We start from the raw sequence: 13,096 nt of genomic DNA, 5'->3' as shown, positions 1-13,096 counted from the left end.
TGTGCGCGGCGCCTGGATGAGCATGTTCCGATGCCGGGGGTCGATGTCTGGGTATACGAGGCCCGCCTCGTAGGGGATCAGGCTGTCACCGAGCCGGAACGGTGACCGGCGGAGCGGAGGAACCCACCGATCCGATCCAACGCAACGGCCGTCGTCTCCTCGTCACGGACCAGGCAGACGCGCAGCCACCGCTCCCCGTCGGTCGGGTCGTCGAAGAATGCGGTGCCCGGTGCGGTGAGCACGCCGGCCTCGCGCACCAGCCGCTCGGCCAGCCGCGACGAGGACCATCTCAGCGGTGCCGTGTCGGCGAGGAGGAACCAGCCACCCTCCGGCACGGTCACTCCGAAGCCCAGCCGCGCGAGTCCGGAGGCGAGCTGATCCCGCCGCCGGACGAGCCGGTTGTGCAGCGCGGCCGCGTCGACCCCGCGCAGCTGCGCCAGGCCGGCGGCCGCGCCGTGCTGAAGCGGGGTCGCGGCGCCCAGGGTGAGGTGCTCGTGCGCCCTGCGGAGCCCGTGCGTGAGTTCCTCCTCGGCCACGCAGTAGCCGAGCCGCCACCCCGAGATCCGCAGCGACTTGGAGAGGCTGCCCACAAGCACCGTGCGCGGTCGGCCGTCCGGCAGGTCCCACGGGCTGAGCGGCCCGTCACCGTCGAAGACGAAGCTGTCGTACGTCTCGTCGGTGATGCACACCAGTCCGTACTCCGCGCACACCGCCCGCACCGCCTCGACCTCCGCACGCCCGAAGACCCGGCCGGTCGGGTTGTGTGGCGTGTTGAGAAGGACCGCTCGCGTCCGGGTCGTGACCGCCCTCCGCAGCACCGCCGGGTCGAGCCGCCAACTGCCAGGCGTCAGCGGGACGTACCGTGGCACCGCGCCGCAGAGCGCGACCGCACCGGGATAGATCTCGAAGAAGGGCTCGACCATCAGCACCTCGTCGCCCGGATCGGTCACGGCGAGCAGGGCGGCAAGTACGCCCTCGGCCGAGCCACTCGTCACGGTCACGTGTCGCTGCGGATCCACGCTGGCCCCGCGGGTCCGGGCCAGTTCCGCCGCGATCTGCGCCCGCAACTCGTCGAGCCCGGCAGCCGGGGTGTACTGGTTGCGGCCGCCGCGCAGGGCGAGGACCGCTCCGTCCACGGCCGGTGCCGGTGGGGCGTCCGGCGGCACGCCGAGCGCCAGGTCGACGGCGCCGGACGCGGCGGCCAGCGGCAGCAGTCCGGCCAGCGCCAGGGGGCGGATGCCGGCCACCCTGCGCGCGACCCGCACCGGGAATGTGCTCATCGAGCCGGCCCGGCGGTGACCTCGTAGAACGCGAAGCGGAACGCCACCCGCGGCTGGGTGTAGATCCGTCGGCAGGTCAGTCCGGCCCGGGCGAGGACGTCGAGCCACGGCTCGCGCGGTTGTGGAAAGCCCTGCTTGGTCAGCGCGTGCAGCAGGAAGTAGTCGCCGTCCTCGGCGTCGATCCGCAGCTCCGGCTCGGCCAGCAGGAAGACCCGGCCGAGCTTGGCCGACAGCCAGCCCCGGTAGCGGGCCAGCAACGCGACGACCGCGTCCTCGCCGTCGCGGAACTGCTCGTGCAGCGCACCAACGGCGAGCATGAAGTCGCACGACGCCGCGTTCTCGGGCCATGTGTCCGGCGCGAACGCGTCGCCCACGACAAACTCGAGCCGGTCGCCGAGCCCGCGCTCCGCGACCCGGCGGCGGGCCAGCTCGACGGCCTCGGGCGCGATGTCGAGACCGACCGCCCGCAGCGAGGCGTCCCGCGCGGCCATGTGTAGCAGCAGCCCGCCCGTGCCGCAGCCGAGTTCCAGCACGGAGGTGGCTCCGCGTTCGGCCATCAGCCGGCTCAGCAGTCCGGCGCAGAAACTGACGGTCATCGGCTCGCAGCGGCGGCCCAGCGCCTCGGCGTCGCGGGTCACGTCCGTGCCGTAGTCGAGCTGGCCGGTCAGTAACCCGTCGAGGCGTCCCAGGACGGGCGCGTACGCCTCGGTGTAGAACCCCAGCAGCCCCATCGACACCTCGTCGAAGAGGTCCGCGCCACGGGCCGTGAGCCGCCAGGAGCCACCGGCCGGCGTGCGGGACGACACCTCGGCACCCGCCCATTCGACGTCGCGTGCTTCGACGATGCCTCGTACCGCGAGGTGGCGCAGCGTGTTGCGAACCAGCTCGACGGATCCGCCGTCGGGCATGAGCCGGACGAGCTCGGTCCACTCGGTCGCCGAGAGGCGCGACGCAATGCCGGCCTTCGCGACTCCCAGCAGGACAGTGGCTAACACGTAGCTCTCGGCCAGTTCGCCGGCGCCGCCGCGCTCGACCCCCGCCCACACGTCCTGGACCACCGGGTCCTCGACCACGACCTGCTCCGCCTGGCTCAGGGCCGGCTCGATCACCTCTTGGTCCGCCATGCCGACATCTCCCTTCAGGTACTTCATCGCAGCTCCGCGCGGATGGCCGCGCCCGCCTCCGCCGTGCTCAGCCGCCCACCCAGGTCCGGCGTGCACCGTTCCCGGGCGACGGCCGCGCGGATCGCGTCCTCCACGGCACGCGCGTGCTCCGGGTGTCCGAGCTGCCGCAGCATCAAGGCGGCCGACGCGATCGCGCCGACCGGGTTGGCCACACCCCGTCCGGCGATGTCCGGAGCCGATCCGTGCACGGGCTCGTACAGGCCGCGACCGGTGCCGGGATTGAGGTTGGCCGAAGCGGCGGTGCTCACCCCGCCGGCCAGCTCGGCGACGAGATCGCTGAGGATGTCGCCGTACGAGTTGTTGGTGACGATGACGTCGAAGGCGGTGGGATCGCGTACCAACGCCATCGCCGCCGCGTCCACATAGAGGTGCGAGGTGGCCAGGTCGGGGCGGCGGGCGCGGGCCTCGGCCCAGCACCGCTGCCACAGGCCGCCGCCGCGCGGCACCGCGTTCGACTTGTCGACCATGCAGACCGAGCGGGTGGCGACCGAGAGCGCGAAGTCGATGATTCGAGCCACCCCGAGACGGGTGTTCACCTCGGTGTCGATCGCGACCTCGTCGTTGGTCTCGGCTCGCAGGACGCCACCGATCCCGGCGTAGAGGCCCTCGGTGTTCTCCCGGACGATCGCGCAGTCCACGGCGCGACGACCTGGGTCGCGCAGCGGGCTGAGCCGGTCGTGCAGCAGAGCCACGGGCCGATGGTTGACGTACAGGTCCAGCTCGAAGCGCAGCCGCAGCAGCACGTCGCGGGCGTACCACGGGTCGCGCACCCGCGGGTCCCCGATGGCCCCGAGAAGCACACCCGCGCTACCCGTGCACACGGCGAAGTCCTCCTCGGACATCGGCACGCCCGTCGCCAGGTACGCCGCGGCGTTGATCTTGTCGAGGACTTCGAACCGCAGGCCGAGCCCCAGCTCCTCCAGCGTGGCGACGGCTTCCGGCACCACCTCGGGTCCGATCCCGTCGCCCGGAATCACCGCGATGGTCATGCCGTCATCCGCAACTGACGGACGGTGGCCCCGCGGCCGTGCTGGCCCCGGCTCCCCAGCAGACCGGAGGCCAGCTTGCGCTCGGCGCGTTCAAGCGTCTCCCGCCGCCGATTGAACGCCACCCGGACGAACTGCCGTCCCCGGGCCGCATCGGCGGTGCAGACCGCCCCCGGCGCGAGCAGCACTCCCGCCTCGTAGCCCGTCCGCCGCACGGAGGCGTTGGATCCCTCGTCGTCGACCGGCCGCACGTCGGCCACCAGCAGCGCCCGTGTCCGCGGGCCGAATGCAGCGGTCAGCTCCCGCGGGTCGTAGCGCCAGTCCGGCGGCTCCGGGTAGCCGGGAACGCCCAGCGCGGGGTCGATCGCGTTGCGTTCGCGCGCCACCCGCATCAGATGCGCGAGCCGGCTGCTGGTCAACGCGGATGCCCGGGCCGAGACCAGCCCGCGGACCGGCGCCGGTTCGGTTCCGCTCACGGCACCGGCACCGCACGGGTCGGGGCCGCGGTCCGCGGCAGCCACGGTGGCCGGGCAGCCTCGTGCGCGCGGATGGCCGCGTCTCGGCCCAAGGTCACCGCGATCTCGTCGAGGCCGTTGAGCATCAGCCACCGTGCGCGGTCTTCGATGGCGAAGTCCCAGACGCCCACCTCGCTGCGTACCTGGCGGTCGAGCAGGTCGACGGTGATCTCGGCGTCCGGCCGCTCGGTCGCGTGGTCGAGCAGCGCGCCCACCGCGTCGGCCCCGAGCGCAACCGCGAGCAGCGCGTTCTTGCCCGCGTTGCGTTGGAAGATGTCGCCGAAGCTCTCCGCGATCACCGCGGCGAACCCCCAGTCCCGCAGGGCCCACACCGCGGTTTCCCGGGAGCTGCCGGACCCGAAGTTGCGCTGGGCGACCAGCACGGTCGCGGACGCGTACGGCTTACGGTTGAGCACGAAGTCCGGGTCCGCCCGCCAACCCGCGAACAGCCCATCCTCGAATCCCGTCTTGGTCAGCCGCCGGCAGAAATCGCTGGGGATGATTTGGTCGGTGTCCACGTCGTTGCGGCGCAGCGGGGCCATCCGCCCGGTGTGCGCCTCGATCGCCTGCATGGGCTCTCCTCAGTTGAGATCGCCGGGGGCGGCCAGCGTGCCGGCGACCGCGGTCGCCGCCGCCACCGCGGGAGAAACGAGATGGGTACGCGCGCGCGGCCCCTGCCGCCCCTCGTAGTTGCGGTTCGAGGTGGAGGCGCAGCGGGAGGCACCTTTGATCCGGTCGGCATTCATGCCCAGGCACATCGAGCAGCCGGAGAACCGCCACGAGGCGCCCGCCTCGAGGAAGACCTGGTTCAGTCCCTCGCGCTCGGCCTGGGCCCGGATCTCCATCGAGCCCGGCACGACGAGCATCTCCACCCCATCGGCCACCCGGCGGCCGCGCAGCACGTCAGCGGCGACGCGCAGGTCCTCGATGCGGCTGTTGGTGCACGAGCCGATGAACACGACGTCGATCGCCACGTCCCGCATCAACGTACCCGGCTGGAGACCCATGTAGTGCAGGGCCCGTTGTGCGGCCGCTCGCTGACCGGGGTCGGCGAACTCGGACGGGTCGGGCACCGCACCGTCCAGCGAGACGGCCTGGCCCGGATTGGTGCCCCAGGTGACGTACCGGGACGCCGCACCGACGTCGAGCGTGAGCACCCTGTCGAAACGTGCGTCGTCGTCGCTGCGCAACGTCCGCCAGTAGGCGAGCGCATCGTCCCAGTGCGAGCCCGTGGGCCGGCGCGGGGTGGCTTCCAGGTAGGCGAATGTCGTGTCGTCCGGTGCGACCATCCCGGCCCGTGCGCCGGCCTCGATGCTGAGGTTGCACATCGTCATCCGGCCCTCCATGGACAGCCGGCGCACCGCCTCACCGCGGTACTCGATGACGTACCCGTGCGCGCCGTTCGCGCCCACCTCGGCCAGCATGCGCAGCATGAGGTCCTTGGCCGTCACCTCCGCGCCCGGCACGCCGGTGAAGTCCACGGCCATCGTCCGTGGGCGGGGCAGCGCCAGCGTCTGTGTGGCCAGGACGTGCTCCACGTCCGTGGTGCCGACGCCGAGGGCGAGCGCACCGAAAGCGCCATGGGTGGAGGTGTGGCTGTCGCCGCAGGTGATCGTCATGCCCGGCTGCACCAGGCCCAGCTCCGGGGCGACGACGTGCACGATCCCCTGCCGGGCGTCGCCGTGACGCAGCAGCTCGATGCCCTCGCGCGCACAGCTGGCCCGCAGCGCGCCGAGTTGCTCCCGGCTGATGGGATCGGTGACCGCGAGCGTGTCGGTCGGCACGTTGTGATCCTCGACAGCGAGCGTGAGGTCCGACCGTCGCACCTGCCGCCCGGCCAGCCGCAGCCCGTCGAATGCCTGCGACGAGCTGGCCTCGTGGATCAGATGCAGGTCGATGTAGAGCAGGTCCTGCCCGTCACCGTCGTCGACGACGTGCTGCTGCCAGATCTTCTCGACCAGGGTGCCGGAGTCGCTCACGGGCTCACCGCCAGCCGCAGCGCCACCTCGTCGCGCAGGTGGTCCAGTTCGTCGCAGTCGCTGCCGGGGCGCGAGGCGACGAGTTCCTCGTACATCCGGTCCACCAGCGCGTCGTCCTCGGGGGCGCCGAGCTCGGCGAGCACGTAACGCACCACCGCCCGCCCCGAGTGCCGCCCGACGAGGATCGAACGGTGCCGTCCCCAACGGGCCGGGTCCATGAACTCGTACGTGGCCGGGTTCTTGAGGATGCCGTCCTGATGGATCCCGGCCTGGGTGGCGAAGGCGTTCAGCCCGACGATGGCCTTGTTGCGCGGCACCGCCATGCCGGTCGTGTCGACGAGATCCACGTACGCCGCGTAGAGCTGGTCGATGCGGAGGTCCGTGTACGCCCCGACCTGCGCGCTCTTGAAGACCAGCACGGCGGCCAGTTCCTCAAGCGGGGTGTTGCCGCACCGTTCACCGATGCCGCCCAGCGTGGCCTGCACCTCGCCGGCGCCTGCCTGCACCCCGGCCAGCGCGTTGGCCAGCGACAGCCCCAGGTCGTCGTGGCAGTGCGTCGAGATGGTGACGTCCGGCGGCACCATCTCGTGCGCCTCGGCGATCAGGTCGCCGTATTCGGACGGGGTGGCGCAGCCGGTGGTGTCGGCCAGGCCGATGGTGGTGGCGCCCTGGGCGAGCGCCTCGCCCACGAGGTCCATGACGAAGCCGCGGTCGCCCCGGCTGGCGTCCTCGATGCAGAACGCGATGTCGGTGGCCCCCAACGCTGCCGCCAGACGTACCGCATGGCGTCCCTCGGCAATCGCCTCCCGGCGCGTGATCTGGCGCTTGTGTTCCAGGTGCAGGTCGCTGCCGGTGCCGCAGATGGCGATCTGGTGGTTGGGCCGAATGCCGCCCGCCTCCGCCGACAACCGGATGTCCCGCTCGGAGCATCGGTTGAAGGTGGAGAACCGCGCGGTGGTCAGTGCGCCGGCGATGAGCTTCGTCGCCGCGAAGTCGGCTGGTGACGAAGCTGGGAAACCCGCCTCGATCACATCGGCACCGAAGGCCTCGGCCGCCAGTGCGTACCGGAGCTTGTCCTCGGGGCTCATCGTGTTCCCCGGTGCCTGCTCGCCGTCGCGCAGCGTCGCATCGAAGATGTCGATGCGCCGCCCCCCTTTTCCGGCCAGGTCAATTGTCATCCGTCGCCGTCCCCTTTCGGCCCCAGAAGTTTCCGCCTCCGCCGGCGGTACGCCCAGTCTCATCGGGACGGATGTTCCTGAGCCGCGCCCTTAAGCGCAGGGTGAATGTCCATCGCGTTACGCCGGCACGTCGGTGGCCGTCAACGCAAGCGGCGAAGAAGTTTGATTGATGTCGCCCAGCAGCGCCACCCAGCGAGTTGATATCGGTAAGGGGGGATCGCGCTAAACAACTTCGAATTTCTGTAAGCTGACGTACATTAGTTCGATACAAGCGTCAGGATGGAACACGCTGACGAGCGTGTCAACACCTGACGTTCAACCCGAGCGACGCGGATAACGGGCCAGGATAGACAGCACGCCCCCGCCATGCAGGGATCGTCATGGTACGGAACATGCCGGCCAGGTGGGTGCGGGCGTGGCGGATCCGGTGTGCCTCCGATCGGGCGCCGAGTAGGACCCGCGCCACGGCCAGGCAGACCGGTTCGGAGTCGGTCAACAGCGGCGGCCGCCCCCGCCACCGGGCGTGCGGATGATGTCGTCGATCTTCACGTACAGTGAAACTGCTCGTCTAGCGGGCGTCTGCCGGCACCTCGGCCTCGCGGTTGACGAGCATCGCGTAGTGCCCCCCCAACTCCACCAGCTCGGCGTGGGTGCCGCGTTCGACGATGGTGCCGGCATCCAGCACGATGATCTCGTCCGCGTCGCGGATCGTCGACAGCCGGTGCGCGATCGTGATCGTGGTGCGACCGGCGCTGGCTGCATCGATGGCCCGGGTGACGGCCTCTTCGGTCTGGTTGTCCAGGGAACTGGTCGCCTCGTCGAGCACCAGGATAGGCGGATCGCGCAGGACCGCCCGGGCGATCGCCAGGCGCTGCCGTTCCCCGCCGGAAAACCGGAATCCCCGTTCGCCTACCACGGTGTGGTACCCGTGCGGCAGCGACAGCAGGTGGTCGTGGATATGGGCGATCCTGGCGGCCGCCACCAACTCGTCGTCGGTCGCGTCGGGCCGGGCGAACCGCAGGTTCTCGGCGACCGAGGTGTGGAACAGGTAGGTTTCCTGGAACACCATGCCGACCGTGGCCGCCAGCGTCTCCGCGGGCAGGTCCCGCACATCGATACCGTCGATTGTCACCCGTCCCGACGTCGGGTCGTACAGCCGCGGGATCAGATAGCTGAGGGTGGTCTTGCCGGACCCGGTCTCACCGACGATCGCCAGGCTCCGGCCGGCGGGGACCGTCACGTCAATGGCGCGCAGCGTGGGCCGGTCCGCGCCCGGATAGGTGAAGCCGACCTGTTGGAGCCGGAGTTCCCCCCGCGGCTTCGTGCCGGGGGCGGGACCCGCCGACTCGTCGAGGTCGACGGGCAGGTCGAGGTACTCGAAGATCCGGCCGAACAGGACGAGTGAGGTCTGCACCTCCACGGCGACCTCCACCAGGGAGACCGCCGGTCGCAGCAGCGTCTGCTGCAGGGTGGTGAAGGCGACCAGGGTGCCGATGGAGATCGCCGCCTGACCACCGCGGCCGTTCATTCCCGCCACCCAGTACGTCGCCGCCGGCATCGACGCCAACACGATCCAGGTTGTCGCCTGGGTCCAGCGGCCGGCCAGGTGTGAGCGGATCTCCAGGTCGGACAGGATCCGCGATTCGGCGGTGAAGATGTCGGTCAGCGAGCGGGAGCGGCCCATCGTCCGGGCCAGCAGCACACCGCTGACAGAGAGCGATTCCTGCACGATCACGGCGATCGCGGCGGCCTGGCGTTGCCGCTCGCGGGTGATGCGGCGGCGCTGGTTGCCGACCCGTCGCCCGACCCAGACGAAGAACGGCACCAGCACCAGCGACACGATGGTGAGACGCCAATCCAACACCAACATCCCGACGACCGTGGCCACGACCACGGTCACGTCGGAGACCAGCGTCGTCGCGGTGGTGGTCACGGTGGCCTGCATGTCGCCGATGTCGTTGGTGATCCGCGACTGCACCTCGCCGGAGCGGGTCCGGCTGAAGAAGGCCAGCGGCATCCGCTGCAGGCGTCCGTAGACGGCGGCGCGCAGATCGTGCATCACCTGCTCGCCGACCTTCGTGGAGAGGTAGGTCTGCCAGACGACGACCGAGCTGTTCGCGACGGACGCGAGGAGCATGCAACCGGCGAGGACGGTGAGTAGGCCCGTCCGGCCCTCCGGTAGGGCCACGTCCAGGATCTCTCGGATCAGGAACGGGTTGACCAGGAAGAACAGGGACGAGAGGCCGACCAGGCCGGCGACGATTACCAGGCTCCATCCATATGGGCGGAACAACCGGAGGATGCGCCGTACCGGCACATCAGGGGCGGTGGTGGTCACCCAGCCTCCTCAGTCGGCCCGGGCGGTACGGCGTGTCGTCCCGGCCGGTGGCCTTGGGCCTCGGCAGGTCACCGGGGCGCCGGGGCGCCACGCCGGTCAGGGCTGGGCTCCGCCGGGGGCGACGTAGACGTCCCCGTCCTCGACCCGTACCTGGTAGGTGCCGACCGGTCGGGTGGCTGGGGGATTGGTCGGCTCGCCGGTGCGCAGGTCGAAGCAGGAGCCGTGTAGCCAGCACTCGATCGTGCCGTCGTACACCTCTCCCTCGGCGAGTGAAACCTCCGCGTGGGAACACCGGTCGTCGATCGCGTATACCCGTCCCCCACTCCGGACCACGGCCACCGCTCGGCCCTCGACCTTTACCTCGATCGCGCCCTCGGTTGGGAGCGCCGTCACCGGGCACACCTTGACGAAGTCCATCGACCACTCCTCTCGACCACGTTTCGCTTCGCCCGGATGCCGGATGCCGGATGCCGGGGTGCCGGGGCTGGTCCGCCGGACGGGAGCCTTCCGCCACCTTGCGCGGCGGGCCTCAGGCCGGGGCTGAGCGGGAGTCGAATCCTGCTGGAGCCTCCGGCTCCCGCCGGTGACCAGGAAGAATGGATCAGGAATCAAGAAGCGTCGGGGTCGGGCGGCCGTTAGCGTAGCGCTATGAACATCACCATCCACTCGAGCTTTCTGCCGCACGAGAATGCGGACGCGTCGATCACCTTCTACCGGGAAGTCCTGGGCTTCGAGATTCGAAACGATGTCGGTTACGAGGGGATGCGGTGGGTCACGGTTGGCCCGGTCGGCCAGCCGCAGACCTCAATCGTGCTCCAACCACCGGCGGCCGACCCCGGGATCACCGACGGTGAGCGGCGCACGATCGAGGAGATGATGGCGAAGGGCACCTACGCTGGTGTTCTCCTCGCCGCCCCCAACCTCGACGAGGTGTTCGAGCGGGTACAGGCCAGCGGAGCCGAGGTGGTGCAGGAGCCGATTGATCAGGACTACGGGGTCCGGGACTGTGCCTTCCGGGACCCGGCCGGCAACCTGATCCGGATCCAGCAGGCGGGTTGACCTCAGCACGGCATCGCCATTCCCTCGTTGGTCGCAAGTCCATTGATGCAAGGAGGCCATCACCATCATGCTGCTGCCTGACATGATCACGCTCGGGGCAACCGACGCGCAGGCCGCACCCGCCTTTTACCAGTCTGTGTTTGCGCCTACTGCCGTACGCCATCAGGACGAGCGGGTGGAGTTGGATCTGCACGGCGTGGCCCGGCTCGCCGTGTGCCCGATTGCGGAGCTGGCGGCGCAGGCGCAGGCGCAGCCCGTAGCACCGAGCTATCGCGGCTACGTCCTCAGCTATGTCGTCAACCAGCCCGACGAGGTGCGAAGCATCCTGGATGCGGCCGCCCGGCACGGCGCGAGCGTTCTCAAACCGGCGAAGAAGGCCATGTTCGCCGGTTTCTCCGGCGCCTTCCAGGCTCCGGACGGTGCGGTGTGGAAGCTGACCTCGGCGAAGGCGAAGGCGACCGGGCCCGCGCAGGAGACGCCGGTGCCGAATGAGGTCGGTATTCTCCTCGGCGTCGCGGCGACGAAGTCCGCCAAATCCTTCTATGCGGCCCTGGGCATGGTGGTCGACCGGGACTACGGCAGCAAGTACATCGACTTCCAGCCAACTCCGACTGGCTGCCGGCTGGGCCTCATGGACGGAAAGGTACTGGCCAAGGACGTCGCCACCAAGGAGGACCGCGCCGACTTCCGGGCAGCGGCCCTCGAACGGATGCTGCCCTCGCCGGACGAGGTCGACTCCCTCCTGTCGACGGTGACCGCTGCCGGCGGCCGGGTCGTCGCCCCGGCTGCGAAATCCGGGTCGGGAGTCTACGCCGGCTACTTCACCGATCCGGACGGCTTTCTGTGGAAGGTGACCTCCGGGTAGTGGTCGGACTCGACCGTGCCAGCCCTCGCGGAACCGAGTCCGCCGGCCCGAGGTGTCGGCCGGCGGACTCGTTGAGTGTGCCGGTCAGCCAGCTTCCGGAGCTGGTAGCGGATTCGCGTCGCAGCTGGCGTCAACGCCGGTGGTGGCGCTCGGACGGGTGCCGTCTCGTAGGTAGGCGGTGACGTGGATGTTGAGGCACTCGTTGGCGTTGGCGGTCAGGGACGCGCCGTGGAAGACGCCGCCGCGCTCCAGGACCAGCCGGGAGTTCGGGAATCGCCGGTGCACCTCGTGGGCCCCGGCCACCGGGGTGAGTGCGTCGTGTTCCGCCTGGATCAGCAGTATGTTCGCGTTCCGGTCGCCGACCTGCGTCGGCCGGCGGCCTGGCACCGGCCAGAACGCGCACGGAGCGTTGTACCACGCGCTGTTCCAGGTCATGAAGCGGTCTCCGCGGTCGTACTGGCGGCTCAGGTCGGTGTGCCAGCGGTTCCAGCGCCGGGGCCAGTAGCCGTCGACGCACTGCACGGTGCGGTACGTGGCGTGGGTGTTCTGCGCCGGGAAGCCCGGCTCGCCGCCGAAGTTCGCCCGCAGCCCGGCCGGGTCACCCCGCAGCACCCAGTCAGCCAGCACCTGCGCGTGGTAGGTCCAGACGTAGCTGCGGTACACGTTCACCGCGAAGATGTCGCTGTACTCCGCCGGGCCGATCTGGCCGTCGATCGGCGCCTCCCGGAGTGCGGCCATGCCCTGGTAGTAGTTCGCCTCGACCGCCGCGGCCGTGTCGCCAAGGTGATAGTGCGAGTCGTGTTCGGCGATCCAGCTGAAGTAGATCTGTGCGCGCTGCTCGAAGGCCGCATTCGTGCGGGACAGCGAGGCATACCCGACTGTGCTTGGCTGCACCACACTGTCCAGTACCATCCGGCGCACCCGGTCCGGGAACAGGGAGGCGTAGACCGAGCCGAGGTAGGTGCCGTAGGAGTAGCCCAGATAGTTGATCTTCTCTTGACCGAGCGCGGCCCGGATGAGATCCATGTCCCGCGCGGTGTCGGTGGTTCGGAAGTGCCGGAGGGTGTCACCGTACTTCTCGCCGCAGCTCTGCGCGTACGCGCGGGCCCGCTTCGTCCACGCCCTCTCCTCGGCGCGGCTGCCCGGAACGTAGTCGGGCCGTGCTTCGCCCGGATAAAGGTAGGTGGGGTCGCAGGTGATCGACGGCTCACTCGCTCCGACGCCGCGGGGGTCGAACCCGATCCAGTCGTAGGTCGAACCCACCTCGGTCGGCAGCCCGCTCCAGCCTTTGGCGAAGCGGGTGGGCAGGTCCCGTCCGATGGTGCCGGGCCACTGGCCCCGGTTCAGCAGGACAACGCCCTGGTACTCGGATTCCGGCGCGGTGTGCTCGGCTCGGGTGAGAGCCAGGGTGATCTTCTGGCCGGTCGGTCGGGAGTGGTCAAGCGGCACTGCGAGCGAGCCGCAATCCAGCCCGACCAGGTAATCCTCCATCACCGGGTCGTCGGCGGGGCAGGGGGACCAGGAGATTGGGCTGGCCGGCCGGGCGGTGCTGCCCGTCGTTGGTGCCGCCCCGACCGGGGCGACGGCGATGACCTGTGCCGTGAGGCCCAGTACGACTGCGGTCGCACCAGCGAAGAGTCTTTTCACTATTACCCCAAACTGTTCGTGGGCGTTGTGCCCAACACCTGTTGAGTGCCTTTACTCGTCAGCCG

Annotated in this window: 12 protein-coding genes and 1 pseudogene; 2 read left to right on the top strand and 11 right to left on the bottom strand. The window is 70.1% G+C overall.

All coding sequences use genetic code 11. The features are described 5' to 3' along the window. Positions 1 to 77: 77 nt before the first annotated feature. From SALPAC3_RS0103285 to SALPAC3_RS0103245, 10 genes and pseudogenes are all read right to left on the bottom strand, one after another. Positions 78 to 1,280, bottom strand: coding sequence for a pyridoxal phosphate-dependent aminotransferase (locus SALPAC3_RS0103285; RefSeq protein ID WP_018219843.1), 1,203 nt, complete (start codon positions 1,278 to 1,280; stop codon positions 78 to 80). Then, positions 1,277 to 2,431, bottom strand: a complete 1,155-nt coding sequence (locus tag SALPAC3_RS0103280) for an SAM-dependent methyltransferase (RefSeq protein ID WP_018219842.1) — start codon at positions 2,429 to 2,431, stop codon at positions 1,277 to 1,279. The genes SALPAC3_RS0103285 and SALPAC3_RS0103280 overlap by 4 nt, the downstream gene beginning before the upstream one ends. Continuing rightward, positions 2,428 to 3,453, bottom strand: coding sequence for an isocitrate/isopropylmalate dehydrogenase family protein (locus SALPAC3_RS0103275; protein ID WP_018219841.1), 1,026 nt, complete (start codon positions 3,451 to 3,453; stop codon positions 2,428 to 2,430). The genes SALPAC3_RS0103280 and SALPAC3_RS0103275 overlap by 4 nt, the downstream gene beginning before the upstream one ends. After that, a complete protein-coding gene (locus SALPAC3_RS0103270; protein ID WP_232430452.1) occupies positions 3,450 to 3,926 on the bottom strand; it encodes a hypothetical protein in 477 nt (158 codons plus the stop codon). The genes SALPAC3_RS0103275 and SALPAC3_RS0103270 overlap by 4 nt, the downstream gene beginning before the upstream one ends. Beyond that, positions 3,923 to 4,537 carry a 3-isopropylmalate dehydratase small subunit gene (gene leuD / locus SALPAC3_RS0103265; RefSeq protein ID WP_018219839.1) on the bottom strand — a complete coding sequence of 205 codons (615 nt, stop codon included), beginning with the start codon at positions 4,535 to 4,537 and terminating at the stop codon, positions 3,923 to 3,925. Before leuD ends, SALPAC3_RS0103270 begins: the two co-directional genes overlap by 4 nt. Before the next feature lie 9 nt (positions 4,538 to 4,546). Next, on the bottom strand, positions 4,547 to 5,944 hold the full coding sequence (gene leuC / locus SALPAC3_RS0103260) for a 3-isopropylmalate dehydratase large subunit (protein ID WP_018219838.1): 1,398 nt from the start codon (positions 5,942 to 5,944) through the stop codon (positions 4,547 to 4,549). Further along, a complete protein-coding gene (locus tag SALPAC3_RS0103255; RefSeq protein WP_018219837.1) occupies positions 5,941 to 7,122 on the bottom strand; it encodes a LeuA family protein in 1,182 nt (393 codons plus the stop codon). Before SALPAC3_RS0103255 ends, leuC begins: the two co-directional genes overlap by 4 nt. Positions 7,123 to 7,438: 316 nt before the next feature. Beyond that, positions 7,439 to 7,677: pseudogene (locus SALPAC3_RS29480) on the bottom strand (IS982 family transposase); the annotation flags it as partial. Between the two features lie 13 nt (positions 7,678 to 7,690). Next, on the bottom strand, positions 7,691 to 9,460 hold the full coding sequence (locus SALPAC3_RS0103250; RefSeq protein WP_018219836.1) for an ABC transporter ATP-binding protein: 1,770 nt from the start codon (positions 9,458 to 9,460) through the stop codon (positions 7,691 to 7,693). Positions 9,461 to 9,556: 96 nt separating this feature from the next. Further along, entirely contained in the window at positions 9,557 to 9,877 is a 321-nt protein-coding gene (locus SALPAC3_RS0103245; protein ID WP_018219835.1) for a non-heme iron oxygenase ferredoxin subunit, read from the bottom strand. Positions 9,878 to 10,108: 231 nt separating this feature from the next. On the opposite strand from SALPAC3_RS0103245, the gene SALPAC3_RS0103240 reads away from it, so the two are divergent. Together SALPAC3_RS0103240 and SALPAC3_RS0103235 are read left to right on the top strand one after the other, a co-directional pair. After that, positions 10,109 to 10,519, top strand: a complete 411-nt coding sequence (locus SALPAC3_RS0103240) for a VOC family protein (protein WP_018219834.1) — start codon at positions 10,109 to 10,111, stop codon at positions 10,517 to 10,519. A gap of 67 nt (positions 10,520 to 10,586) precedes the next feature. Next, positions 10,587 to 11,384, top strand: a complete 798-nt coding sequence (locus tag SALPAC3_RS0103235) for a VOC family protein (RefSeq protein ID WP_018219833.1) — start codon at positions 10,587 to 10,589, stop codon at positions 11,382 to 11,384. 84 nt (positions 11,385 to 11,468) lie between these two features. Here SALPAC3_RS0103235 and SALPAC3_RS0103230 read toward each other — a convergent pair whose 3' ends face one another. Beyond that, a complete protein-coding gene (locus tag SALPAC3_RS0103230; RefSeq protein ID WP_018219832.1) occupies positions 11,469 to 13,031 on the bottom strand; it encodes an alpha/beta hydrolase in 1,563 nt (520 codons plus the stop codon). Between the last annotated feature and the right edge of the window lie 65 nt (positions 13,032 to 13,096).

It is taken from the genome of Salinispora pacifica DSM 45544 (assembly GCF_000378845.1).
Taxonomy (GTDB): Bacteria; Actinomycetota; Actinomycetes; order Mycobacteriales; family Micromonosporaceae; genus Micromonospora; species Micromonospora pacifica.
This window is presented reverse-complemented; position numbering and strand designations above follow the sequence as displayed.